This window comes from Methylobacterium sp. Leaf112, assembly GCF_001423295.1.
In the GTDB taxonomy this organism is placed as follows: Bacteria; Pseudomonadota; Alphaproteobacteria; order Rhizobiales; family Beijerinckiaceae; genus Methylobacterium.
Window position 1 is genome coordinate 151,473 of record NZ_LMNG01000001.1, and the last position, 24,425, is coordinate 175,897.

Genomic DNA, 24,425 nt, shown 5'->3' on the forward strand with positions numbered 1-24,425 from the left:
CCTTCGCATGCCCGACAGCCCCGTCCGTTACAGCGCCGATGTCGAGGACGTGAAACCCGATGAGGGGCAGACGATCGAGGGGCTGTGCCGGACCTTCGATACGATTCTGGAGCGGACCGCCGAGGATTACGGGCACGCCGTGCGGTCCGTGCATGCCAAGGCGCACGGCATCTTGGAGGGGACGATGACCATCGCGGCCGGGTTGCCCCCGGAACTGGCGCAGGGCCTGTTCGCGGTGCCGGGCGAGCACCGGGTCTACCTGCGCCTGTCCACGAATGCCGGCGATCTCCTGCCCGACGCCGTCTCGCTGCCGCGCGGCCTCGCCCTCAAGGTGCTGGATGCCCCCGGCGCGCGTCTGGAAGGGGCCGAGGGGACGAGCCAGGACTTCATCATGGTCAACGCCCCGAGCTTCCAGGCCAAGACCGCCGAGGCGTTCCATGGCAGCCTCAAGCTGCTGGCCAAGACGACGGACCGGGCGGAATCCCTGAAGGTCGCGGCCTCGACGGTGCTGCGCGGCGTCAACAAGGCGCTGCAGGCGGTGGGCGTGGAGAGCACGACCCTCGGGTCGCTGGGCGGGGCGCCGAACGTCGATCCCCTGGGCGAGACCTATTACAGCGTCACGCCGTTCCGGTACGGCGACCACATCGCCAAGTTCTCCCTCGCCCCCATGGCCCCGGCGCTCCGGGCCCTGACCGGCCGGGAGATCGATGCCTCCGGCCGCCCCGACGCGATCCGCGAGACCGTCCGATCCGAGATGCGGGGTATCGAGGCCGTGTGGGCGTTCCGCGTTCAACTCTGCCGCGACTTGGAACGCCAGCCCGTCGAGGACCCGACCGTGGTTTGGAACGAGGAAGAGGCGCCGTTCCACACCGTCGCGACCATCACGGTCCGCCCGCAGGACAGCTGGGACGCGGGCCGTGTCGCGGCGGTCGACGAAGGCATGCGCTTCGGCGTCTGGACCGGACTCGCCGCGCATCGGCCGCTGGGCAACATCAACCGCGCGCGCAACGCGCCCTACCGGCACTCGGCCGATTTCCGCCAGCGTTTCAACGGATGCCCCATCCACGAACCGACCGGACAAGGGCCGATCGGACAAGTCCGGGACGGGGTGGTCTGACCCATGGCCGACGCTCAGCCAGCCGGAGCCGGCTTGCCGCCCCGCGTAAAGGTCGTCGCGTTCGACATCATCGGCACGGTGTTCAGCATGGCGCCGATGCGGACCGCGCTGACGGGACTCGGGCTTCCCGCCCTCGCCCTCGACTTCCTCTACACCGCCGCCTTGCGGGATACGTTCGCCTTGGGTGTGACGGGGGCCTTCGCACCCTTCCGGTCCGTCATGGCCGGCTGCCTCGACGAACTGCTCGCCATGCAGGGCGTGACGGCGTCGGCGGAGCAGAAGAAGGCGGTGCTCGGCCTGATGAAGACCCTGCCGCCGCACGACGACGCACGGGCGGCGTTCGAAGTGCTCGCCGGGGCCGGCCTGCGTATCGTCGCCCTCAGCAACGGGGCCGCCGAGACCACCCAGGGGCTCCTCGATGCGGCGGGCCTGGCCGGGCTCGTCGAACGGGTCCTGTCCGTCGAGGCGGTCGGTCTCGCGAAGCCCCGCCCGGAAGTATACCGCTATGCCGTCCGGGAGGCCGGTGTCGCCCCGGGTGAGATGGCCCTGGTGGCGACCCATCCCTGGGACATCCACGGTGCGAAGGCCGTCGGGCTCGTCGGCGGATACGTCGCGCGTGGGCGTCCGTTCTCGCCGGTGCTGCAGGCACCGGACGTGACCGGCGAGACGCTGCTGGACGTCGCCCGACAGCTCGCCGCGCGGTAGACCCACGCGACACGGTGGCCTTCATACCGCCGTGTCGGGGGAAGCCGGTCCCGGCGGGCCGGTTTCCCGTCATGGAGCGATCAGGCGCCGCCCCACTGCATGGTCAGTCCGCCATCGACCACGAGGGTGTGACCCGTGACGTAGTCGGAGTCGTGGGACGCCAGATAGAGGACAGCCTTTGCGATCTCGTCGGGTTGGCCGGCGCGGTGCCACGGAATCCGCTCCAGGGATGCCTCCAGCTTCTTCGGATCCTCGAACCGGTCGCTCGTCATCGGGGTCTCGATCAGGCCGGGCGCGACGTTGTTGACGTTGATCTTGTCCTCGGCGAGCTCCCGCGACAGGCTGCGGCAGAAGGAGCCGATGCCGGCCTTCGACATGCCGTAGGGCGCGCTCCCCGGCGTCGGCAGGTGCTGGGCCACGGACGAGACGGTCACGATCTTGCCCCGTCCGCCCTGGGCGCGGCGCACCGCGATAAAAGCCTTGGCGCAGAAGACCGGCCCCATCAGGTTGACCCGCAGGATCTGCTCCAGCTTCGCTTCCTCCATCTCCGCCACGGGCATGCCGCTCATGGCCTGACCGGCATTGTTGACGAGGATGTCGAGGACACCGAGTTCGCGTGCCACCTGCGCGAAGGTCGCCTCGACGGAGGCCGCGTTGCCGACATCGTCCTGAATGACGAGGCAGCGCCGCCCCTGCGCCTCTACGCAACGGGCGGTCTCCCGCGCGCCCTCCGCATCCGTGTTGTACGTGATGGCGACGTCCGCGCCTTCGCGGGCGAACAACTCCGCCGTCGCTTGGCCGATGCCCGAATCGGCCCCGGTGATGAGGGCACGCTTGCCTTGCAGCTTCATGATGATCCCGTGTTTCGCTGATGCGGGATCAATCGGCGCTTCCGAATGTCGGTTCCTGCGACGGAGAGTCAGGCGCCATCCTCCGGACTCGCGAAGCCGTCGAGGAACGGCCGCGCTGCCGCCTCCGCCGCGTCCTCGACGGCCCGGTAGCGCGCGACCACATGGGCCCCGAGGTCGGAGAGATGCGCGCCGCCGCCCGCCCTGCCGCCCGCCCGTGTCGCGACGACGGGCCGCCCGAAGCCGTGGTTCATGGCCTCCACCAGCACCCACGCCCGTCGATACGACATGCCCAGCGCCCGGCCCGCCGCCGAGATCGACCCGTGCTCCGCGATCGCCTCGAGGAGCTGGACCTTGCCGGGCCCGATGCGGTGACCGTCTCCGAGATCGATGCGGATGCTCAGGCGCGCCATCGTGGTCTTTCTCGTTCAGGCGCATCCTTCGTCCGATCCACTCGGACAGGGAGCCCCGGGACGAGAGCCTGTCGCCTTCGCTATGTTCCGCTGTATATATCGAAGGTGGCCACACACGACACGCTCGGCGGCTCGAACGTTTGAGCATTCCTCAGGACAGAACCCGCATGCGCGCCACCCTCCGTGCCCTCGTCTTCGCCGGCCTGATCGTGGCGGCCCCCGCCGCGCGGGCCGCCGAGACCGCAACGATCTTCGCGGCCGCGAGCCTGAAGAACGCCCTCGACGCGGCCGGCAAGGCGTTCACGGCGGAGAACGGCGTCGCCCTGAAGACGAGCTACGCCGCGTCGTCGGCCCTGGCCCGGCAGATCGAGCAGGGTGCGCCCGCGGACCTCTTCGCCTCGGCCGACCTCGAATGGATGGACTACCTCGAGAAGAAGTCGCTCGTGCGCCCCGGAACCCGGGTGAATCTGCTCGGCAACCGCATCGTGGTCATCGCGCCGAAGGACGCGACGATCACCGCCGTGCCGTTCACCCCGGCGGGCTTCGACGCGGCGCTGGGCCCCGACGGGCGGCTCGCCACGGGCGAGGTGACCTCCGTACCCATCGGCAAGTACGCCAAGGCGGCCTTCGAGACGCTCGGCCTCTGGAGCGCCCTGCGGCCGCGTCTGGCTCAGGCCGACAACGTGCGCGCCGCCCTCCTGCTCGTCTCGCGCGGCGAGGCTCCGTTGGGCGTCGTCTACGAAAGCGATGCGAGGTCCGATCCCGGCGTGAAGGTGGTGGGTGTGTTTCCGGCGGACTCGCACCCGCCGGTCGTGTATCCGTTCGCCGTCACCGCCGAGGCAAAGGGGGACGGCGCGGCCCGCTTCCTCACCTTCCTCCGAAGTGCGGCGGCCCGGCCCTATTTCGAGGCCCAGGGCTTCCAGATCCTCGGCCCCACTCCACCCCGCCAATGAGACCAACGATGAAGATCAGCGCGCGCAACACCCTCAAGGGCAAAGTCGTTTCCGTCGAGAAGGGCGCCACCACCGCCCACGTGAAGATCGAGGTCGCCGACGGCACGATCATCACATCCTCGATCACCAACGAGGCCGTGGACTCCCTGGGCCTCACGGTCGGAGCCCAGGCCTACGCCGTGGTCAAGGCGTCGGACGTGATGATCGCCGTCGACTGAGCGAGCGTCCGGGGCGCGGCCCCTACTCGAAGTCGCCCGGCTGCGGCGGGGCGACGGGGGTGAACAGGCTGCGATCCGGCTTGAGGTCGAGGAGCGGTGTGCCATCGAGGCAGTCGAGACCGCGCACGGTCAGCACCGGCCCCTCGACGGAGACGAGCCGCGCGATGGACGTCCCGATGGGGTTGGGGCGCACCGGCGAGCGCAGGGAGAAGGTACCGCGCGCGATCCCGTCGCTCGCCGGGCACTGGCGGACGAGGTCCCGCCGCGAGGCGTCGAGCCAGTACAGCACCTCGATCCGCGCGTAGGCCGACAGCCCGTCGAGGGCGGCGACCCAGGGCTCGAACACCTCGATCCGGCACAGGGGGCCGTCGGCCCGCCCCTGACGCGGGCAGGCGAGGCGGTCGGTCCAGGGCGTGGAGATCCGCCCGATATAGACGAGGCCCGCATCGGTGGCGGCGGGCGGGGCCACGGCGATTTCGTTGGGGCGGATCTCGTTCAGGCGCACCATCGGCAAGGCCTCTCGCAATCAGGACAGGATCGGGGAGCAGACGGAGCGGCCGTATCCGGGCAGCGGCACCACCGCGACGGCGACGCCGTAGAGGCGCTCCAGGCTCGCGGGCGTGATCGTCTCGGCCGGGCCCCCGAGGGCGGCGAGGCGCCCTTCGTGCAGGAGCGCGACGCGGTCGGCGCAGAGGAAGGCGTGGTCGGGGTCGTGGGTCGACAGGATCACGGAGATCCCGCCGCGTGCGAGCCGCCGGACCTGATCGAGGACGCGGGTCTGATTGCCGAAATCGAGGCTCGCGGTGGGCTCGTCCATGACGAGGAGGCGGGGCTCCCCGGCGAGCGCCCGGGCGATGAGTACCATCTGGCGCTCGCCGCCGCTGATCTCCGTGTAGATGCGGTCGGCAAGATGCGTGACGCCCAGCGTCGCCAGCGCCCGTTCGGCGTGCTCGCGGTCGACCCGGCCCGGGCCGGCGAAGGGGCCGAGCCGGCTGGCGCGCCCCATGAGGACGACGTCGCGGACCGAGAACGGGAACAGCGCGCCGTGCGCCTGGGGCACGTAGCCGAGGCTGCGGGCGAGCCGGGCCCGCGACCAGCCCGCCACGTCGGCGCCGTCGAGCAGGATTCGCCCGGCCTGCTTCGGCAGCAGCCCCAGGAGGGTCTTGAACAGGGTGGTCTTGCCGCCGCCGTTGGGGCCGAGCAGGCACAACACCTCGCCGGCCGCGAGGGTGAAGGTCACGCCGGACCCGATCCTCCGGGCTCCGTAGCCGAACGCGAGATTCTCGACGCCGAACATCGTCAGGCCCAGCCCCGCCGGCCGCTGGCGAGGAGCCAGAGGAAGAACGGCGCACCGATGAGCGCCGTGAGGATTCCGAGGGGCACTTCCACGGAGGCGAGGGTGCGGGCGACGATGTCGACGGCGAGCAGATACCCGGCGCCGAGCATCAGGGAGGCCGGCAGCAGGCGCCGGAAATCCGGCCCCACCAGGAGACGGGCGACGTGGGGCACGAGGAGCCCGATCCAGCCGATGACCCCCGTCACCGAGACCGCCGCCGCCGTCACCAGGGTCGCGGCCATGATGAGGAGCGGGCGCAGGGCCCGGGTCTCGACGCCCAGCGCCCGGGCCTCCTCCTCGCCGAGACTCATCAGGTTCATGCGCCAGCGTAGGAGCACCAGGGGCACGAGGCCGAGGACGATGGCCGGCAGGATGGCGCCGACATCGCCGAGCGTCACCGACGCGAGGCTGCCGAGCAGCCAGTAGGTGATGGCCGGCAGCTGGTTGTAGGGGTCGGCCAGGACCTTGATGAGGGAGATCGCCGCCCCCAGCACCGCCCCGATGGCGACGCCGGCGAGCACCAGGGTCAGCACCGGATCGTGCCGGCGCACCGCGGCGCCGACGGCATAGACGCAGGCCACGGCGCCGAGGCCGCCCGCGAAGGCGAGACCCTGGATCGCCGCCACGGGGAGCGACAGGAAGATGCCGAGCACCGCCCCGAGGCTGGCGCCGGCCGAGACCCCGAGGATGTCGGGCGACACCAGGGGATTGCGGAACAGACCCTGGTAGGTCGCCCCGGCCGCCGCGAGGGCCGCTCCGACCACCAGGGCGGCGGCGACACGCGGCAGGCGCACCCGCAGCACCACCGTCTCGACGGTCGCGTCGGCGCCGGACGGCCAGCCGAACAGCTTGGCGGCGAGCACGGCGAACACGTCGCCCGGCGGAACGGCGTAGCGGCCGAGCCCGAGCGCCACGATGGCGAGGGCGGATAGGGCGAGGACCGGCAGTGCCCATCCGGCGAGGACGAGGGCCCGCCGTCGTCGCGCCCCCCGCAGGGCCATGGCCTCCGCCGTCACGGCGCCGCGGCGCCGTCGAGGAGGGCATCGACCTGCGCGGGCGTGAGGTCGACATGATAGAACCGCCGATAGAAGTCGCGCGTGACCTCGGTCAGGGGCTCCGGGAACAGGTCGGGATAGAGCGCGCCCGCGAGCCAGCGTACGCCGATGAGGCGATTGGCCCCGGGCGGCGCGTCGAACCAGCCGAAGGGCAGGGTCGGCGCCTGAAGGACGCGACGCTCGCGCACGGCCTTCACCCCGGCCCAGAGCGGATCGGTGGCGATGGCCTTTCGGAAGGCCGGGTCCTGGGTCACGATCACGTCCGGGTTCCAGGCCAGGACCTGCTCCGGCGAGACGGTGGCGAGGCCGGTCTGTCCCGTCGCCACGGCGACGTTGCGGGCGCCGACGACGTCGAGCAGTTCGGCGTTGAGGGCTCCGGCCGGCGCCGTCTCGAGGCCCCTGGGACCGCGCGCGTAGTAGACGCGGGGGCGCCGGGCTTCGGGAAGCGTGGCGACCGTGTCGGCCACCGCCTTCAGGGTCGCGTCGGCAGAGGCGGCCAGACCTTCGGCCGCGGACGGGTCGCCGATGAGGTCGCCGAGTTGCCGATAGGTCGCGGCGGTCTTCGCGAAGGTGCCGTCGAGGATCACGTAGGGAATGCCGGTCTGCGCCTGCACCCGGTCAGCGAGGGAAGCGTAGGTCGGCCCCGTGCTGCCGACATCGACGATGAGATCGGGCTTCAACGCCAGCACGGCCTCGACGTTGGCGGTGCCGCCGCGCCCGGTGAGGCGCCCGGTGGCGGGCAGATCCCGCGTCTCGGGTGCCAGGAACGGACGCTCCGCCGGGGTCGGCGCGCGCACCCAGCCGACCATCCGGCCCGGCGCGAGGCTGTAGAGCATCACCGAGGCCGGCGGGCCGGCGGCGAGGATGCGGGCCACCCGTTCGGGAATCTCGACGACCCGTCCCGCCGCGTCGGTGAACGGGCGCGCCGAGGCGGGGAAAACCGCGAGGCCGCCCATGAGGAGGGCACCCGCGAGAACACGGACCCGCGTCCGCAAGTGTCTGACAACGTCCATCGGTTCAGTCGCCCTTCGCACGCCGGTAGCCGACCGTCCGATCCGCACCCTCCGCCACGGCCTCGGCGACCCGGTCGAGGAGGGCGTCGGGCAGCGAGGCGCTGCAGGCGAGGTAGTAGCATTCCCAGCCGAGGGAGAGGAACGCGAGGCCGAACCGCTCGGCCGCCGCTCGGGCCCCGAGGCCGGCATCGGCGGCCCCGGAGGCGATGACCGCGGCCACCGCCTGATGCGTGAACTCCTCCGTGGCGTAGCCCTGGATGTCCGATGGTTCGATCCCGTGCTCGGCGAGGAGGCGATCGAACCACACCCGCGTCCCCGACCCCCTCTGCCGGTTGATGGTCCGCGCCCGCAGGCGCGCGAGGTCGGCGAACCCCTGGATGCCGAGGGGATTGCCGGCGGCGAGCATCACGCCCTGCTCCCGCTCGAACAGGGGGCGGACGCGGATCCCGGGCGTGTCGCCGAGGTCGGCGAAGGCGGGGCCGGCGAGGGCGAGCCCGCCCGGACCGCAATGGAATCCGGCAGCGTCGGCGCGGCCCTCGGCGAGGCGGGCGACGGCATCCGCGCTGCCGGCGACGACGACGGCGATCCCCGGCCAATCGGCCAGCACAGTCATGAGCAGCAGGTCGTGGCTGGCGACGAGGGTAAGGGTGGGGGCCGCGTCGCCGAGGAGGCCGGCGAGGCGCGCCTGGACCGACCGGCCCTCGCGCGCCAACGGCCCCGCCAGGGCCGCGGCGGCCTCCGCGAGGGCATCGTGCAGCGCCACCCCCGTCTCCGTCAGGGTGCTGCCGTGCCCGCGCGTCTTCTGGACGATCTGGTGGCCGAGCGCGCTTTCGAGGGTGCGCAGGCGCTCCCAGGCGGCGCGATAGGACAAGCCGAGTTCCGTGGCGATGCCCTGGACCGAGCCGGTGCGCGCGATGGCCTCCACGATGGCGAGGGTCTCGGCGACGCCGAGATGCTGCTCGCCGATGCGGATCGTTCCGCCGATGCCGAGCGCGATGCTGAGCGGTTGTCCATCGGCGTCTTGCGTCATGGGAGACCGTCGCGAGTGCTGATCCGATGCCTCCGGTTTCGTGACCCGAGGCGACGGACGGATAGCACGCCGCGGGTGAAGCGGCCGAATGGACGATCGTACGTCCAGAGCCCGTTTCGTCCACCATCGCCCTCGATTCGACGGAGCGGTCGCCACCGGTCCGGACAGGGGATCCTGGATGAATGGTTCTCCATCGGAACGACGATTGCCTTCGGGTGGCTAGGCCGGCCGCGATTGCCGAATGATCCCGAACAAGATTGCCATTGTTGCCTCTAAGTCTCTGTCGAATAAGGGAAAAATGTGGCATGAACACCACTTGGTCCGCCATTCCGCTGCCAGGGAGCCCAGGATTCACGATGATGATGCGGGATGGACTTGCCCTGTCCGCGCATCCTCGCCCATGAGTGAACAACACGTCGCCAGAAGGTGACGGTTACCAATACAATCCTGGGTCGGGAAAGAATCATGCGCTCGCTGCGGTACAGCCTATTTGCTTCAGTCGCGCTGCTGCCGTGCGTTGCTCAGGCACAGAGCACGGTTTCGCTCAGCGAGATCAGCGTTGTTGCAACCACACCGGTCGGCGTCGCCGCCGGAAATGGTGCGCCCAGTATTCCGGTACTGCAGGCCCCGGGCGGAACGGCTCTCCAGGTTCCGGATACCACGCGTCTGCGTGGCGGTGCTCTGCCTCTCAACAAGATTTCCAGCACAGTCGAGACGGTCACGGCCGCTGATCTGAATTTCGACCGCGCGACCTTCAACGCCGTCGAGACCCTGGCCCGCCGCGTGCCCGGTCTCAACCTGTCGGATAGCCAGGGCAACAACAACCGCGTCGACATCAACTACCGTGGCTTCCAGGCCTCGCCGGTGACGGGCGTGCCGCAGGGCCTCGCCGTCTACCAGAACGGCGTGCGCATCAACGAAGCCTTCGGCGATACGGTCAACCTCGATCTCATCCCGCAGGTCGCCATCAACCGCATCGACGTCGTCACCGGCAACCCGGTCTTCGGCCTCAACGCGCTGGGCGGCGCGATCAACATCCAGATGAAGAACGGCTTCAACTGGCAGGGCACCGAGATCACCGCGCTCGGCGGTTCGGACGCGCGCATCGCCGGCTCCCTGCAGCACGGCAAGATGATCGGCCCATGGAGCATCTACTTCGCGGGCGACGGCCTCAACGACCGCGGCTGGCGCTTCCAGAGCCCGAGCACCATCGGCCGGGTCTACGGCGACGTCGGCTACCGGACGCTGGATTCGGAGTTCCACCTCATCGGCCAGATGGCGCGGACCTATTTCGGCGCCGCCGCCGCGACACCCACGGACTTCACCCACATCGAGCCGCGGGCGATCTTCACCTATCCGCAGACCACCACCTCCGAAGTCGGCACCATCCAGCTCACCGGCCGCGTCGATCTCTCGCCGACCTGGGACATCTCCGGTGCCGCCTACTTCCGACGCTTCAGCCAGCGCTACATCGACGGCAACGACAGCGATTTCGAGAACTGCAGCACGCGCTCGAGCTTCCGCGGCCGGCTCTGCTACGAGGACGACGGCTTCAGCCCCTCGGCCGGCCAGTCGCAGCTCGCTTTCCGTAACCAGTTCCTGATGGTGGGCCGGGGCGCCCCGAACGGCATCCCGTTCACGGCGGGCGTTCCCTACGGCACCCTCGACGTCACCAAGACCGAGGCCACGGGCTACGGCGGCACGCTCCAGGCGGCCAACCGCGACCGGGTGTTCGGCTTCAACAACAGCTTCGTGGTCGGCGGCTCCATCGACGTCGCGGATTACGGCTACAAGTCGTCGAGCACGCTGGGCGTCATCAACCCCGACCTGTCGGTGACGACGAACCCGCTGACGCCCGCCTACGGCACCGTGCCGGGCCTCGGCACCGACTTCCTGCGCACGTCGGCCGCACTCGGCATCGCGCCGAGCTCGGTGACGGGCTCGAACCTCTACATGGGCCTCTACGCCACCGACACCATCGACATCACCGACGCCCTGTCGCTGACGGCCGGCGCGCGGCTCAACTTCGCCCGCATCTCGAGCCAGGACCAGACGGGCTTCTCCCCCGACGTGACGGGCACGCACTACTTCAACAAGATCAACCCGGTGGCGGGTCTGACCTACCGCTTCGCCCCGGGCCTCAACCTCTACGGCGGCTACTCCGAGTCGAACCGCGCGCCGACGCCCCTCGAACTCGCCTGCGCCAACCCGCTCCGCCCCTGCCTGCTGCCGAACTCCCTCGTGGCCGATCCGCCGCTCAAGCAGGTCGAGGGCCAGACCTACGAGGTCGGCTTCCGCGGCGCGCTGCCGAACTTCTACGATGGCGGCCTGGTCAACTATAAGGTCGGCGCCTTCCGCACCGATCTGACCAACGACATCCTGTCGCTCGCCACCCCGGGCAACGCGGCACGCGGTTACTTCGTCAACGTGCCGGCGACCCGTCGCCAGGGCGTCGAGGTCGGCCTCGAATACGTCGCCGACTGGCTCACCGTCTACGCGAACTACGCCCTGATCGACGCGACCTTCCGCTTCAACGGCACGCTGTCCTCGCCCAACAACCCCCTGTCGGTGGACGGCGCGATCGATGTGGTCCCGGGCAACAAGGTCCCGCTGATCCCCGACCACCAGTTCAAGGTCGGCTTCGACGTCGAGGTGCTGCCGCGCTGGCGCGTCGGCATGGCAATGCAGGCCTTCTCGTCCGCCTACTATCGCGGCGACGAGTCGAACCTGAACCGCAAGCTGCCCGCGTACTACGTGCTCAACCTCAACACGAGCTACCGGGTGAACCGGAACCTCGAGCTGTTCGGCTACGTCACCAACCTGACCAACAACCGCTACACGACGTTCGGCACCTTCTTCGAGCCGGGCCTCGTGGCCAACCGCTACCCCGTCAACGACGTGCGCACGACGACGCTCGCTCAGCCGCTCTCGGTCTACGGCGGCATCCGCTACACCTTCGGCGAGGCGCCCGCGCCGATGCCGGAGCCCATCGTGCGCAAGTACTGAGCCGTCGTCAGTCACCCACGCCCGGTCATCACCAAGCATCGGTGACGACCGGGTCTCCGTCCGAAGGGCCGGCCTCGAACAGGGGGCGGCCCTTTTCGCATTCATGGGCTCTCGACGCGAATTGCCAGTTTTTCCTGTCCGTTCTGCCTGTTTTAAATAGAAATCCTGCCTGAGTACCGTGATATTCGTGTCTAAATTCCGCGTTTTAAGAAGAATGTGTGATTGATTTGCATCTCGTAAAATCAAATACCGGACACCGGCCCTCGAACACAGAACTAATTTTTGACTCTGCTCGTGCTGTCCGTAATCGTCGCTCCATTGGCAGCGCATGCGAGCGGCCGACCAATCAAAATCATAAAATCCTGGGGGATACGATGTCGAGGCAAGGTCAAGTGCTGCGCCGCTCACTGATGGTGAGCGTTCCCGTGTGGAGCATGTTGATCGCCGAGGCCTCGGCGGCGTGCCAACCGGCTTCGCCCGCCAGCGGGCAGACCGTGACCTGCACCGATGCGCAGCCGACCGGCTTCGTCGCGCCGGCCGCCGCCACCGGCCTCACGGTCAGCATCCAGCCGGGCGCCACCATCGATTCGCAGCAGACGAGCGCCGGCACGAACCCGAGCTTCACCAATGTGCGGGTGAACGGCACGAGTATCGTCAACAATGCCGGCACCGTCGGCAACACCGCGCCGCTGAACCGCGACAATTTCGGCGTGAACCTGGCGGGTGACCGCTCGACCCTGAACAACACCGGCACGATCACCCTCACGGCGCCGGCCGGCAACACCACGACCCGGGTCTACGGCGCCTATTCGAGCGCGCCGGCGGGCTCGCAGTACGAGAGCACCACGGTGACCAATTCCGGCACCATCGCGGTGACGCAGAACGGCAACGGCATCGCCCGGGGCATCTATTCCGGCGAGAACACCACGCTGTTCACGCTCAACAACACCGGCCTGATCTCGGCGACGCGCGGCACCTCCGCCACGGCGACGACGGCCGTGGTGGCGGGAGTGGATTCCGACGACGATACCGACCGTCTCGTGGTCAACAACGCCGCCGGCGGCCGGATCACCGCTACGGGCACGAACACCCGCGCGATCTCGGGCCGCGCCGCCCAGTACGAGATCAACAACAGCGGCACCCTCACCAACACCACCGCCAATGAGGCCGCCATCGCAACCTTCGCGGTGAATGCCGGTAATGCCGGCGACGCCACCACTGTCCGCGCCTACAACACCGTCATCACCAACACGGCCACTGGCGTCATCAACGGCGATGTCCGCAACTTCGACCAGGATCTCCAGACCGCCACGACGGTGGTGAACCTGCGCCGCACCGGCACCCTCACCAACGCCGGCACCATCAACGGCAACGTCGCCTTCGGCGGCGGCAACCAGACCGTGAACAACACCGGCCGCATCACCGGCGGCCTGTCGTTCCTCGACGTCGCCGCCACCGTGAACACGGTGAACCTCGGCACCGGGTCCAGCATCGGCGGCAACATCACCGCGCAGGGCCTCGGCACGAACAATCTCAACCTGTCGGGCACCGGCACCCTCACCGGCACGGTCTCGGGCTTCACCAGCCTCAACCAGACCGGCACCGGCATCGCCTGGACCACCGCCAGCGGCTCGGTCCAGAATCTCTCGGGCAACCTCACGGTGGCGGGTGGAAACCTGACCCTGGGCGCCGGCTCGACGCAGAACGTCGCCGGCCTGATCCAGGTGACGGGCTCGGGCGCGCAGCTCACCGTGAACAACACGCTCACCAACAAGACCGTGAACCTGTCGGGCTCGAACACGAGTCTGGTCAACAACGGCACCCTCGTGGGCACTGGTGCGGCGGGCCGCGCCAACACCGCCGCCACCCGCGTCTACGGCGTGCTGACGAACTCGACGGGCGCCGACTTCGCCAACGTGGCGGTCACCAACAACGGCACCATCGCGGTGACGGAGAACGGCATCGGCATCTCGCGCGGCATCTATGCGGGCGAGAACATCGCCTCCATGGCGATCACCAACGCGGGCACCATTTCGGCCACCCGCAGCGGCACCGGCACGGCCGCCGTGGCGGCCATCGATTCCGACGACGACGTCGCGGCGCTGAGCGTCACCAACCGCGCCGGCGCCACGATCAGTGGCACCGGCACCGGGGTCCGCGCCATCCAGGGCCGGGCGCAGAGCTTCACCATCGCCAATGCGGGCGCGATCACAGGCCCGGCGGGTGGTCAGGCCATCGTGGTCTACGGTGCCGGCAATGGGTTCCTCACCAACGCCGCCACGGGTGTCATCACCGGCGACGTGCGCTTCACCGACGCCGACCCGCAGGTGGCCACCACGGCCAACCGCCGCAACAGCACCACGACGAATGCCGGGCGTCTCAGTGGTAACATCCAGTACGGCTTGGGCAGCCACACTCTGACCAACACCGGCGCCATCACGGGCAATATCGCGTTCGCGGATGTCGCGGCGAGCCGGAACACCGTCAACCTCGGCACCGGCTCGACCATCGGCGGCAACATCACCGCGCAGGGGCTCGGCATCAACGCCCTGAACCTGTCGGGCACCGGAACGCTCACCGGCAACGTCGCCGGGTTCACCACCCTGCGCCAGGCCGACGGCGCCTGGACCCTGGCCTCCGGCTCGACGCAGACCTTCTCGGGCGGCGCGACGGTGGCGGGCGGCGTCCTCACGGTGAACTCCACCCTCAACGCCAACACCGGCGTGGGCACCGCCGGCACCCTGGTGGGAACCGGCCGCGTCGCCGGCACTCTGACCAACGCCGGCATCGTCGCCCCGGGCAGCACCGCCGCCCCCTTCGGCACCCTGACGGTGACGAACTTCGTCCAGCAGGCCGGCGGCACGCTCCAGACCACCCTCGGCGTCGACGGGTAGGCGTCCCGCCTCGTCGCCACCGGCACCGCGACCCTCGCCGGCACCGCCAGCGTCACGGCGGCTGCGGGCACCTACCTACCCAACGCCCTGTACACCCTGGTCAGCGCCGCCGGCGGCGTGCGGGGCAACTTCGCCAACGTCACCGACAACGGCTCGCTGCCCTTCCTGATCCGCGCGATCGCCTCCTCCGACGCCAACAACGCCTACGTGACCCTGGCCCAGCAGAGCTTCGGCCTCGTGGCGCAGACGGCGAACCAGGCCAACGTCGCCCGGGGCCTCGATGCGGCGCTCGCCAACAACCCGCAGGCGCTCCTCGTCATCGACAACCAGAGCAACGCCGGGATCGCCGCGACCCTCGACCGGGTCGCCGGCCAGGGCTACGCGTCGCTGGCCGATCCGCAGCTCCGCTCGGGTCGCGCCTTCGGCAGCCAGCTCCTGGCGCGGGCCTATGCGGCCAGCACGGAAGCCGGCCCGACGGGCTTCACCCTGCCGCCGACGGTCTACGCCGCCGACATGCCGAACCGCGCCCCCGTGCCCGCCCCCCGCTTCATCGAGACGAGCCGCGGCTACGGCCTCTGGGCCACGGGCTACGGCCTCTGGGCCACGGGCTACGGCCAGTTCGGAAGCGTCGACTCCACCGCCAACGTGGCCGGCCGCTCGGAAACCGTCGCCGGCATGGCGGGCGGCGTCGATTTCCACCCGCAGGTCGGCACGGTGCTGGGCATCGCGGCGGGCTACGGCTCCGTCGACGTCGGCCTGAACCGCACCGGCGAGCGGGCGCATACGGACAACGCCCAGGTCGGTCTCTACGGCGGCGTCTCCAGCGGCGCCCTCTACGCCAACGCCACCGTGGGCTACGCCCATGCGGAGGGCCGCGTGAACCGGTCCCTCGGCTTGGCGCAGATCCAGGCCGGTGGCGCGCAGGGCAAGGTCAGCGGTGATCAGTTCATCTCCGCGGGCGAGCTCGGCTACCGCTTCGCGGTTGCGCAAACCCCGGTGCTGTCGCCCTTCGTCGGGTTCCAGGTGAACACCTTCGATCAGGACCGGGTCCGCGAGGGCAGCGTGGGCCCCCTCAGCCTCACCATCGCCGCCAAGGACTTCCTCTCGGCCCGCACCCTGGTCGGCGGCCGCTTGGAGACGGCGACGACGGTGCTGAACGGGCGTCCGGTTTCGTTCTGGGTCAAGGCGGCCTACGTCCACGACTTCGCCGATATCAGCCGCACCATCGGGGCGTCCTTCACCCTGGTGCCGACGGTGCCGTTCGCGGTCTCCAGCCGTCGCCTCGCCCGGGACCGGGCTCTGGTCGGCCTCGGCGTGAGCACGGAACTGGCTCCGGGCTTGACCGGCTTCCTCGGCTACGACGCCGAGCTCGCCTCCTCCGATACGATCCAGGCGGTGCGCGGCGGGGTTCGCTACACGTTCTGATCGGGCGCATCGGAACGACAGGGGCCGGCTCGGACACGAGCCGGCCCCTGTTGCTTTTGTGGAACAGGATGACGCGATGCCGTGGAAGGCCGGATGGCGGTGGCTGCGGGGTGGCAAGCCTGCGCCAAACTCCCCCGACGTCACCGTCGTGCTCACCTCGTGCGGGCGCCACGACCTTCTCGAACGCACGCTGGCGAGCTTCCGGGCCTGGAACACCGATCAAGGCATCGCCGAGATCCTCGTGGTCGAGGATGGGAGGGGCGACCCCTCCGCGATCTGCCGGCGCCACGATGCGCGCCTGCTCCGTTTCGGCCGGTCGCGGGGGCAGATCGCCGCCATCGAGGCCGGCTACGCCGAGGTCCGCACGCCCTACATCTTCCACCTCGAGGACGATTGGGAATTCTATCGCGGCGGTTTCATCGAGCGCAGCCGCCGCCTGCTCGCCGCCGATCCCTCGACGATCTGCGTGTGGCTGCGGGCCTGGGACGACACCAACGGGCATCCCCTGCACTTCGTCTCCCCGGCGGGGGATTTCGGCGTGCTCGCCTTCGGCTACCGGGGCAAGTGGCACGGGTTCACGTTCAACCCCGGCCTGCGCCGCCTGTCGGACTATGCCGCGATCGGCAGCTTCAGCCGCATCCTCGTGAGCTCGCTGAAGCACGAGGGCCAGATCTCGCAGCACTACCACGCGCTCGGCTTCCGGGCGGTGATTCTCGATCGGGGCGGCTATGTCCGCCACATCGGCTGGGATCGGCGCATCCCACAGGGACCGGTGGACCCCCAGCCCGCCTGATCCCGGGATACCGAAGGGCAAGCCCTTCGGTGGGTGTCGGGCAGAGCCCGACTGTCTTCCCTGGCCTCCCTCAGGACGGCGTCCCCCGAGCCATCAGGGCCAGCACCCGCGTTGCCGCCTCTTCCGGAGTTGTGAAGGTGGTGTCGAGGAGCGGCACGTCGAGCTCGGCCGCGAGGCGCCGGTAGGTGTCGATCCGGTCCTCCGGCATCTCCGCCGCGGCATCGATGCCGCGCGCGGCCAGCCGCGCCAGGGTGGCGGGGCGGTCGGTCCAGGTCATCACGCTGAACGGGCGCGGCTCCCACCCGGCGCGGTAGGCCTTCGACAGCAATTGCGACGCCGTGAACCAGTGCCGGTCGAACACCACCGGCCCCGGGGGCGCCTCCGCCAGCGCCAGGGCGACGGCGTCGTGCGCCACGGCGTCGGCGCGGTCGTGCTGGCCGAGGCGGGCGAGATGCACCATCAGGGCGCCGACCCGGCCGGCAAACGGGTCGAGCACCGTGGCGCCGAGAGCCGCCGCCACGTGGCGCGCCACCGCCGACTTGCCCGAGCCGTCGAGCCCGTCGACGGCGAGGGCGATGCGTCCGGCCTGGTCCGCCTTCTCCTGCGCCCGCGTACGCGCCGAGGGGTAGATCCGGCCCTCGCGCCGGCCGTGTTCGAGGTAGTGCAGCGCGCCCTGCCAGGGCAGGGTGAACAGATCGGCGAGGTCGGGATGCAGGCGCAGGTAGCCGCCCGCGTCGAAATCCCCGGGCAGGGGACCATCGAGGGAGACGAGGTCGGCCATGCGCCGGGCTTCCTCCGGGGGCGCGGCGTCGGCCCGACTCCGGACCCGACTCCGGAAATGACGCGCCAGGGTATCGTCGTCTCCGAGAATGCCCTCGGCCACGGCCGCCGCGCGGGCCGCAGGATCGAGCACGATGGCGTCGTACGCGGCCCGCAGGCCGCCCGCTTCCCAGGTCGCGTACCACCGCCGCCAATGGCCGCCGACGCTTCGGTCGAACTCGGTGTTGCGGGCATAGGCCGCCCCGCCCTGGATCACCTTCGCCTCGAACTGGGCGTAGGTCCGGATCGGATAGTGGTAGATGGTGAGGCGCGGTTCGTCCGCCTGCGTCACCGGGCGGTCGTAGGTCGCCTCGTGGTTGCCCTGGCAGATGGAGACGAATCCATCCGCCCGGCACACCGCCTTGGCGCTGACGGTGCGGATGAGCTTGGAGCGGCTTCGATCCGCCACCGGCGCCAGCACGGCGAGGGTCCCGTCGGCGAGCACGTCGCGACCGCTGCCTTCCTCTGGCGGGATCATGTTGCGGCGGCGGACCATGAGCACATCGGCGGAGGCCTGCGCCAGTACCTGTTTCAGGTTGCCGCCCGCGGCGTGCCAGAACTCGTCGGCGTCGCTGTTGATGATCCAGTCGGCCTTCAGGAGATCGCGGGCGAGGCGCGCCATCCGGGTGACCCAGGCGTATTGTCGGTAATCCTGATCCTCCTCGACGAGGAGGCAGACCCGCCCCGTCGGCACGAACCGCGCGACCACGTCGAGGGTGCCGTCGGTGGATCCGTTGTCGGTGATGACGATGAAATCCACCCCTTGGGCGAGGTGGTAGGTGAGGAAGTCCGCGATGATGTCGATCTCGTTGCGGATCAGCAGCGTCATCAACAGGCGCATCGTCGCCCGCCTCCTTTTTCACGTGAAATGGTTAGCGATTTCGTCACGCATGAGGGCGCCGTAGGAGGCGTTGGCGTGGGTGACGTCGTGCGCCCAGTAATCCGGGTGGAGACAGCCGTCGGCGTCGGCGCAGGCCGCGGGTGCCGGTACGAAAGCGATGCCGAACCGGTCCGCCACCGCCCGCTGCACGTTTTGCTCCACCTGCCAGAGCTTGAGCCGCACCGTGGCGGGCGTCAGAGCGAGGTCGTGCGGATCGAGGCCGTGAGCCGCCGCGAGCTTGGCGCCGTAGGCCCCGATGCCGATGAGTTCGGCGAGGCGCGCGGCATCGGCTTTCGGCGGTGGCGCGCCGACGAGAACGACGCGGGCGGGGCCATGGGCCGCGAGCCGCTCCACGAACGCCGCGAGTCCCGCCCCGGTCTCGGCGAAGCGCGCACGCACGGCCCGCTCGGGGACGACGACGGCGTTGTCGCGCAACGGCAGGTGGGCGAGTTCGGCGACGACGAGGTCGAAGGCGGGGCTGCCCTGGAGAAGGAAGGCATCGTTGTAGCGGTTGCCCTCCCAGGCCAGCGCGATGCGCCGCCCCGATGCGTGCGCGCAAAGACGGTCCCAGTACACGGCCTGCTTCGGCCCCCCGGAGAGGCCGACGAAGCGCCGGTCCTCGGGGTCGAGGGGTAGGAGGGCGGGTGCCTCGGCGCGGTCGCCCCGTGCCACGCCGAGCGCCTTGCGGTGCGAGTGGCCGGCGATGACGATGGCGCTCACGACGTGCCCCGCCACGGCAGGATGCCGCGCTCGGTCATCAGGGCCAGGGCCCGTTCCGCCGCCGCCTCCGGCGTCGTGCGCGAGGTGTCGAGGAGCGGCACGTCGAGTTCGGCGGCCAGCCGCCGGTAGGTCTCGACGCGGTCCTGCGTCATCTCCAGGGCGTCGCGGTCCTCGCCGCGCGCGATCATGCGGGCGACGGTGGTCTCGCGGTCGGCCCAGCACAGGAGGGTGAAGGGCCGGGGCTCCCAGCCGGGGCGGTAGAGCGAGGAGAGCAGCTGCGAGGCGGTGAACCAGTGCCGGTCGAACACGATTGGCACGCCCTCGGGCACCCGGTCCATGGCCATGGCGACGGCGGCGTGAGCGACGGCATCGGCGAGCGCGTGCTGCCCCGTGCGCGCGAGCCAGACCAGGAGCGGCCCGTTGCCGTCGTAGGGATGGAGCACGCAGCCGCCGATGGCCTCGGCGACGAGGCGGGCGACCGTCGACTTGCCGGCCCCGTCGAGCCCGTCGAGCACGAGGGCGATGCGCTGGGCCTGTGCCACCTTGGTCTCGGCGCGCGTCACGTTCGAGGGATAGAGCCGGCCCTCGCGGCGTCCGTGTTCGAGGTAGTGCAGGTCGCCCTGCCACGGATGGGCGAACAGGGCCGCGAGGTCCGGGTGAAGGCCGATATAGCCCGCGCCCTCGAAATCCGGCGGCAGGGGGCCGTGCTCCGCCGCGAGCGTGGCGATCCTTGCGGCTGTCTCGGGATCGGGGGCATCGTCGGGCATGGCGGCGGTCTCGGGGCTCTGTGACCCGTGAGTGGGGGCGGGTGGTCCGGTGGGGCCGGGATGCCCGGCCATCTCCTCCTCGCATTCGGTCTCGGCGATGGCGCCGGAGAGGACGGCGCTCACGGGCGTCGCCGATGGGGCTGGGTCGGTCTCGCCCGGCGGGTCGCGGCCGCACGCGGCGAGGAACGCCCGCATCACCGCCGCGATCCCCTCCCGGCTGACGTTGCGGCGGTCGGGGGCGAAGAAGGTGTCCGGCGCCTGAGGCCCGGTGACGATCTCGTAGGCCGGAAAGTAGATCACGTCGGTCGCGCCGCGGGCGACGCTCTCGGCGGCCACGCGTAGCACCGCCTTGGCGTGGGTGGAGGCTTCCAGCACGTGGCGCCCGCCCGCCGTGGCGACGAGGGGCACCGGCGAGACCGTGAGGATGATCCTGACCGCCGGGTTGAAGGCGCGCAGGTCCGCGACGAAGGCAGCGAGGTCCTCCGTCACCTCCGCGCAGGAAAACTCGACGAACCGGTGCCGGGCCGGATCGAACCGCCCCGCCACGGTGCCGGGGCAGGCGGGAAACACCGCCCCGTCCCGGGCCGTCCAGGCCTCCGTGAGTCCGAGGGTGACGATGAGCACGCCGGCCCGCGCGAAGGCATCCCGCGTCAGCCGCAGGTGCTGGGCGGTCAAGGCTTCGAACTCGGCTTCGGTTCGGGCGGCGTAGCGCAGGCCGGGCCGGTAGGGATCGACGATCCGGTCGGGTTCGCACCAGCGATCCTCTTGCGGCGCGAACGTGCCACAGGCCCGCCGCAGGAGCTGCAGCAGTTGCCGGGCGGTGTAGACGTTGCCGTAGGCGGCGCTGTAGCGGCCGTAGCCCATGGCTTCGGGGGGAATCCGCAGCCAGTCGGCCAAGGGCTCGGTGCGGAGGTAGTGCAGGCCGGCCCGTTCCAGGAACGGAACCAGGTTGGCGGCAAAGCAGCTGCCCACGGACATGATGGCGGCGTCGTGCGGAATCAGCGGGTCGGTGGCCGGATTGACGAGGGCGTGGGGGGAGCGCTCCGCGAAGGCACGGCCCCAGAACGCCCGGTCGGGCAGCCCGCGATAGGGATGCGTCATCGCCGGGCGTCGCTCCTGCGGAATGCGAGGCGGCCGAGGCCCGTCGCCAGCACCGTCCGCACCACGGCGGCAAGGGCCGGCCTGCCGCGTCGATGGAAGGCACCGCGCCGTGCTCCCGCTTCCTCCGGTGACGGGCTTTGCCCTTGCCTTGCGCTTTGCGCAGCGGCAAGGGCGTACGCCAGCCGCCCGCGCTCGCGGTCGAGCTCCGCCGCGTAGCGGACCACCCGGTCGGTCCGGCGGCGGGATTCCTCCAAGTCCTCGGTCACCGCGGCGACCCGGCGGTCACCGTCCGCGCGGAGCGCCGCAACCTCGCCATGCAGGTGGGCGAGGGCACGGTCTCGTTCGGCGAAGGGGTCGGGCGGGCCCGTGCGCAACGGCAGCGACGTCGCTCCGAGCCACGCCCGGTTCCGGCGCGTTTCGATCCCGCTCACCGCCGTCTGGAACCGATTTTCCCGGGCGAGCGCCTCGTCCAGGGCCGCCGCGTCGAGGGTGATGCCGATGCCCTCGGCGACGGCGAGCACGAGCGGCAGCAAGGTCGGGCTGATTCCGGGGGCGGGCGACCCGCAGACCTCGACATCCGTGAATGCGTTGATCAGCCCCCGCACGAGGAGATGACCGAAGCAGAGGGCCTCGACCTCCCACTCGGCGTCGATGAAGATCGGGACGCCGCCCCGGTGCAGGAGATTGCGCGGGATCGCATCGACGGCTTCGCCCGGAAGCGGCGTTCCCAGGGTGAGGTCCGCGCCGTCGGCATAGTGCGCCCGCACGGCATCCCGCCAGACCGAGGCCCAGGCCACGATCCCGGCCACGGTCCAGCCGTCGTGGGCGAGCAAGGCCTGCAGACCCGCCTGCCACGGCACGCCGGGCACGAAGGGCTCGTCGGGGAACCGGTTGGTCACCCCATCCACCGTTCGCGGCAGATCCGCGTGGAGCGGCGCACGGGTCACGCGGATCGCATCGCCCACGCGCACGAAGCCGACCACCTTGTCGAAGGCGGGTCGGCGGCGATGGCCGAAATGCAGGGCGAGCCGCGGGTCTTCCGGAAGGGTCGACACCGACGCCGCGACCGCGAAGGCGGGGGCGAGATCGCCGAGGAGTTCGGCGCGGGCCACGGCCGCCCAGGCACGCTGGAGCGAGCGCCCGCCCGGTCCGGGGCCGTCCGGATCGAACGGCGCAGCGGCAGCGGCGAGGAGACCGGGCTCGAACGGTCCACCCGCGTCGAGACCGCGTTCGCCGACGAGGCTGAGGGCGAGGCGGCGATCGGGAAAGGGAAACCACCATGCCTGCTGCGTGAGGCCGAGGCGGGCGAGCCGGTCCCGCAGGCCGCGCCGCGTCGGTAGCGCCGAGCCGTCGGGATGCGTGCGATCCGCGAAGCCGACCGGGTCGAGGGTTGGCATCCGCCTCCGAATGGCCGGTGAGGTGGCGCAGGCTCGACGCGTTCGCCACCACCACGACGAGCTGTCCACCGGGCCGCAGGAGCCCGGCCGCTCGGTCGAGGGCCTGGGTGAGACGGTCGGCCCCGGTTCTCGAATCCGGCGGACACCGACGCGCCGAATCGGCTTCCCCTTCGCCGGGGGGGACGCCGAGGCCGTCCAAGGCCGAGGTCGTTGGATGGAGCAACACCACGGCATCGTAGCGAGACTGGTCCGCTCGCGCCTTCAGGATCGTCACCGACCGTGCGGTCTCACGGAGGGCCGCCACGAGATCGGCGGTCGCGCCCCCGGCGACGAGGACCGAACCGGTGAGGAGCGACCGAAAGGGATGGAGCACGCGCGGGTCCGTGCCGGACATGTCCGTGCGCGCCGACTGCGTCGCCTCGCGAAGATCTGCCGGAACATCCCAACTCATTTACCGATCAGAAGTATAGTCTATTGCCACTTTTACCCAATAGGCGGTTTTTTGCGATTGCATGGACAATCGAAGGACCCGGACTTATTGTTCTAGCGTTCACAAAGTCAAACCGACAGGCCCCGTTGTTCAGCCCGAGTCGCAGGATGAATTTTTACAACGGCAGGATTTTTGGTCGGCCGAAAGTGCTCGTGACGAGTACGTTCAACGATGCAATGAACACGAATACTTCGATTCGCCCCTGCTTGGCAGAAGGGTTTGCTGAGGTTCTCGGATCCGATCGCGTGATGGCGGTCCCCCTCGACCTCGCGCCGGCAGCGATCCGTGTATTCTGCCCCGATCTCGTGGTTGCGGTCGGCAGTATCGTGCCGGATGCTTCGGATTTGCGCGGTCTTCGCCGTGCCGCCGACAGTATAGGCGCCGAACTGGCTTACTGGCTTCACGACGACCCGTACGAGTTCGATTACGCGTTCAAGGCCGAACTCACCGCGGACATCATCTTCTCGAACGATTCCTGGGCGGTGCACCATTACCGGCATGGCGACGTCCACCACCTGCCTCTGGCCGCCTCGCGGACGCGGCACCTCCGTGATCTCACGCCGCTGCCCGAGCGCGAGACCATGGTGTTCTTCTGCGGTGTCGCCTACCCGAACCGCGTCGCCCTGATCCGCCGTGCGGATGCGGTGCTGTCGCGTCATCCCGTGGCGATCCTCGGGACCGGCTGGCCCTCCGACATCCGCTGCGCCACCAACCGGCGCCTCACCGCGGCCGAGATGGCGGATCACGCCGCCGACGCCCGCCTGACCCTCAACATCGGCCGCGATCTCGATATCGCCAACCGGCGCTTCGCCCTGCCGCCAGCGACGCCGGGGCCGCGCACCTTCGAGGTCGCGCTCGCCGGTTCGGCGCAGCTGTTCTTCGCCACCGGCCTGGAGATCTGCGACGCCTTCGAGCCGGGCCGGGAAATCCTCCTCGTGGACGGTGTCGCCGACATCGCCCGCGCCATCGAGCAGGCCCTGGACGACCCCGATGCGATCCAGGCCATCGCGATGCGGGCGCAGATCCGCGCCTTGCGCGACCACACCTACACGCAGCGTGCCGCCCGGATGCTCGCCCTCTGCCGCAACACGGCGGGCCTCGGCCTGTCCGGCGGATCGGAGCGGCCGCGCCTGGCCCTGGCCCGGCGCTGACGAAACACGCACACCCCATGGCGGATTTCTCGATCCTGCTCCTCGACACGGAGCCAGGCACGCACAATCATTACATCGTGCTCGCCATCGCCGACGCCCTGCGGCGCCATCCGCGGGTGGCGCGGGTGCATCTGGCGGGGCACGCCGACGCCCTGGCCACCCTCACGGACGAGGGGCTCGACACGGTGCTCGCCTTCGGCGGCGCGCGTAAGCACGCGCCCGTTCTCGGTCGCCTCGCCGCTCGGGCGCAGCTCAGCATCCTGTGGACCACGGAAGATCCCTACGAGCTCGCCG

At 70.3% G+C, this 24,425-nt stretch carries 20 protein-coding genes; 9 read left to right on the forward strand and 11 right to left on the reverse strand.

Annotated features, from left to right (window positions below):
* The first annotated feature begins 7 nt into the window (after positions 1-7).
* Entirely contained in the window at positions 8-1,117 is a 1,110-nt protein-coding gene (locus ASF52_RS00695) for a catalase family protein (protein ID WP_056166011.1), read from the forward strand.
* Positions 1,118-1,150: 33 nt separating this feature from the next.
* Positions 1,151-1,822 (forward strand): haloacid dehalogenase type II, encoded by a 672-nt coding sequence (locus tag ASF52_RS00700; RefSeq protein ID WP_056166908.1) that lies wholly within the window; start codon positions 1,151-1,153, stop codon positions 1,820-1,822.
* Between the two features lie 80 nt (positions 1,823-1,902).
* On the opposite strand, the gene ASF52_RS00705 is transcribed toward ASF52_RS00700, so the two are convergent.
* On the reverse strand, positions 1,903-2,673 hold the full coding sequence (locus ASF52_RS00705; RefSeq protein WP_056166014.1) for an SDR family NAD(P)-dependent oxidoreductase: 771 nt from the start codon (positions 2,671-2,673) through the stop codon (positions 1,903-1,905).
* Between the two features lie 68 nt (positions 2,674-2,741).
* Complete coding sequence (locus tag ASF52_RS00710) at positions 2,742-3,083, reverse strand: winged helix-turn-helix domain-containing protein (RefSeq protein ID WP_056166017.1); 342 nt, start codon at positions 3,081-3,083, stop codon at positions 2,742-2,744.
* Between the two features lie 167 nt (positions 3,084-3,250).
* On the opposite strand from ASF52_RS00710, the gene modA reads away from it, so the two are divergent.
* Positions 3,251-4,036, forward strand: coding sequence for a molybdate ABC transporter substrate-binding protein (gene modA, locus ASF52_RS00715; protein WP_056166020.1), 786 nt, complete (start codon positions 3,251-3,253; stop codon positions 4,034-4,036).
* Between the two features lie 8 nt (positions 4,037-4,044).
* Positions 4,045-4,254, forward strand: coding sequence for a TOBE domain-containing protein (locus ASF52_RS00720; protein WP_056166023.1), 210 nt, complete (start codon positions 4,045-4,047; stop codon positions 4,252-4,254).
* 22 nt (positions 4,255-4,276) lie between these two features.
* Here the strand turns inward: ASF52_RS00720 and tsaA are convergent, their stop codons facing one another.
* The 5 genes from tsaA to ASF52_RS00745 all read right to left on the reverse strand — a co-directional run bounded on the left by tsaA (position 4,277) and on the right by ASF52_RS00745 (position 8,688).
* A complete protein-coding gene (gene tsaA, locus ASF52_RS00725) occupies positions 4,277-4,762 on the reverse strand; it encodes a tRNA (N6-threonylcarbamoyladenosine(37)-N6)-methyltransferase TrmO (RefSeq protein ID WP_056166026.1) in 486 nt (161 codons plus the stop codon).
* Between the two features lie 18 nt (positions 4,763-4,780).
* Positions 4,781-5,551, reverse strand: a complete 771-nt coding sequence (locus ASF52_RS00730) for an ABC transporter ATP-binding protein (protein ID WP_056166029.1) — start codon at positions 5,549-5,551, stop codon at positions 4,781-4,783.
* A 2-nt stretch (positions 5,552-5,553) separates the two neighbouring features.
* Positions 5,554-6,591: a FecCD family ABC transporter permease gene (locus tag ASF52_RS00735; RefSeq protein WP_082502979.1), complete on the reverse strand. Its 1,038-nt coding sequence runs from the start codon at positions 6,589-6,591 to the stop codon at positions 5,554-5,556.
* Between the two features lie 11 nt (positions 6,592-6,602).
* Positions 6,603-7,601, reverse strand: a complete 999-nt coding sequence (locus ASF52_RS00740) for an iron ABC transporter substrate-binding protein (protein WP_156629940.1) — start codon at positions 7,599-7,601, stop codon at positions 6,603-6,605.
* A 61-nt stretch (positions 7,602-7,662) separates the two neighbouring features.
* A complete protein-coding gene (locus ASF52_RS00745; RefSeq protein WP_056166034.1) occupies positions 7,663-8,688 on the reverse strand; it encodes a substrate-binding domain-containing protein in 1,026 nt (341 codons plus the stop codon).
* 465 nt (positions 8,689-9,153) lie between these two features.
* Between ASF52_RS00745 and ASF52_RS00750 the strand changes: the two genes are divergently transcribed.
* The 4 genes from ASF52_RS00750 to ASF52_RS00765 all read left to right on the forward strand — a co-directional run bounded on the left by ASF52_RS00750 (position 9,154) and on the right by ASF52_RS00765 (position 16,806).
* Entirely contained in the window at positions 9,154-11,694 is a 2,541-nt protein-coding gene (locus ASF52_RS00750) for a TonB-dependent receptor (RefSeq protein ID WP_056166038.1), read from the forward strand.
* A 425-nt stretch (positions 11,695-12,119) separates the two neighbouring features.
* A complete protein-coding gene (locus ASF52_RS00755; RefSeq protein ID WP_156629931.1) occupies positions 12,120-14,588 on the forward strand; it encodes a beta strand repeat-containing protein in 2,469 nt (822 codons plus the stop codon).
* A gap of 117 nt (positions 14,589-14,705) precedes the next feature.
* The gene (locus ASF52_RS00760; RefSeq protein WP_056166043.1) at positions 14,706-16,013 is read left to right on the forward strand and encodes an autotransporter outer membrane beta-barrel domain-containing protein; all 1,308 of its coding nucleotides are present in this window, start codon (positions 14,706-14,708) and stop codon (positions 16,011-16,013) included.
* A 76-nt stretch (positions 16,014-16,089) separates the two neighbouring features.
* A complete protein-coding gene (locus ASF52_RS00765; RefSeq protein WP_056166046.1) occupies positions 16,090-16,806 on the forward strand; it encodes a glycosyltransferase in 717 nt (238 codons plus the stop codon).
* 70 nt (positions 16,807-16,876) lie between these two features.
* Here the strand turns inward: ASF52_RS00765 and ASF52_RS21785 are convergent, their stop codons facing one another.
* From ASF52_RS21785 to ASF52_RS00785, 4 genes are read right to left on the reverse strand one after another with little or no spacing between them, the layout of a single operon-like run.
* A complete protein-coding gene (locus ASF52_RS21785) occupies positions 16,877-18,466 on the reverse strand; it encodes a glycosyltransferase family 2 protein (protein WP_082515139.1) in 1,590 nt (529 codons plus the stop codon).
* An 18-nt stretch (positions 18,467-18,484) separates the two neighbouring features.
* Positions 18,485-19,225 carry a hypothetical protein gene (locus tag ASF52_RS00775; protein ID WP_210166782.1) on the reverse strand — a complete coding sequence of 247 codons (741 nt, stop codon included), beginning with the start codon at positions 19,223-19,225 and terminating at the stop codon, positions 18,485-18,487.
* Positions 19,222-21,093, reverse strand: coding sequence for a GSCFA domain-containing protein (locus ASF52_RS00780; protein WP_056166050.1), 1,872 nt, complete (start codon positions 21,091-21,093; stop codon positions 19,222-19,224). The genes ASF52_RS00775 and ASF52_RS00780 overlap by 4 nt, the downstream gene beginning before the upstream one ends.
* Positions 21,090-22,490 carry a hypothetical protein gene (locus ASF52_RS00785; RefSeq protein ID WP_056166053.1) on the reverse strand — a complete coding sequence of 467 codons (1,401 nt, stop codon included), beginning with the start codon at positions 22,488-22,490 and terminating at the stop codon, positions 21,090-21,092. The genes ASF52_RS00780 and ASF52_RS00785 overlap by 4 nt, the downstream gene beginning before the upstream one ends.
* A gap of 738 nt (positions 22,491-23,228) precedes the next feature.
* Here ASF52_RS00785 and ASF52_RS00790 point away from each other — a divergent pair.
* A complete protein-coding gene (locus ASF52_RS00790; RefSeq protein WP_244473649.1) occupies positions 23,229-24,131 on the forward strand; it encodes a CgeB family protein in 903 nt (300 codons plus the stop codon).
* Positions 24,132-24,425: the final 294 nt, after the last annotated feature.

Excerpts from the sequence above, each read along its gene's own strand:
- ASF52_RS00750 (WP_056166038.1), top strand. The coding sequence starts at position 9,154 with ATGCGCTCGCTGCGGTACAGCCTATTTGCTTCAGTCGCGCTGCTGCCG.
- ASF52_RS00745 (WP_056166034.1), bottom strand. The coding sequence starts at position 8,688 with ATGACGCAAGACGCCGATGGACAACCGCTCAGCATCGCGCTCGGCATC.
- ASF52_RS00735 (WP_082502979.1), bottom strand. The coding sequence starts at position 6,591 with ATGGCCCTGCGGGGGGCGCGACGACGGCGGGCCCTCGTCCTCGCCGGA.
- ASF52_RS00780 (WP_056166050.1), bottom strand. The coding sequence starts at position 21,093 with ATGACGCATCCCTATCGCGGGCTGCCCGACCGGGCGTTCTGGGGCCGT.
- ASF52_RS00730 (WP_056166029.1), bottom strand. The coding sequence starts at position 5,551 with ATGTTCGGCGTCGAGAATCTCGCGTTCGGCTACGGAGCCCGGAGGATC.
- ASF52_RS21785 (WP_082515139.1), bottom strand. The coding sequence starts at position 18,466 with ATGCGCCTGTTGATGACGCTGCTGATCCGCAACGAGATCGACATCATC.
- ASF52_RS00710 (WP_056166017.1), bottom strand. The coding sequence starts at position 3,083 with ATGGCGCGCCTGAGCATCCGCATCGATCTCGGAGACGGTCACCGCATC.
- ASF52_RS00785 (WP_056166053.1), bottom strand. The coding sequence starts at position 22,490 with ATGCCAACCCTCGACCCGGTCGGCTTCGCGGATCGCACGCATCCCGAC.
- ASF52_RS00790 (WP_244473649.1), top strand. The coding sequence starts at position 23,229 with ATGGCGGTCCCCCTCGACCTCGCGCCGGCAGCGATCCGTGTATTCTGC.
- ASF52_RS00720 (WP_056166023.1), top strand. The coding sequence starts at position 4,045 with ATGAAGATCAGCGCGCGCAACACCCTCAAGGGCAAAGTCGTTTCCGTC.
- tsaA (WP_056166026.1), bottom strand. The coding sequence starts at position 4,762 with ATGGTGCGCCTGAACGAGATCCGCCCCAACGAAATCGCCGTGGCCCCG.
- ASF52_RS00765 (WP_056166046.1), top strand. The coding sequence starts at position 16,090 with ATGCCGTGGAAGGCCGGATGGCGGTGGCTGCGGGGTGGCAAGCCTGCG.
- ASF52_RS00695 (WP_056166011.1), top strand. The coding sequence starts at position 8 with ATGCCCGACAGCCCCGTCCGTTACAGCGCCGATGTCGAGGACGTGAAA.
- ASF52_RS00740 (WP_156629940.1), bottom strand. The coding sequence starts at position 7,601 with ATGGGCGGCCTCGCGGTTTTCCCCGCCTCGGCGCGCCCGTTCACCGAC.
- ASF52_RS00705 (WP_056166014.1), bottom strand. The coding sequence starts at position 2,673 with ATGAAGCTGCAAGGCAAGCGTGCCCTCATCACCGGGGCCGATTCGGGC.
- modA (WP_056166020.1), top strand. The coding sequence starts at position 3,251 with ATGCGCGCCACCCTCCGTGCCCTCGTCTTCGCCGGCCTGATCGTGGCG.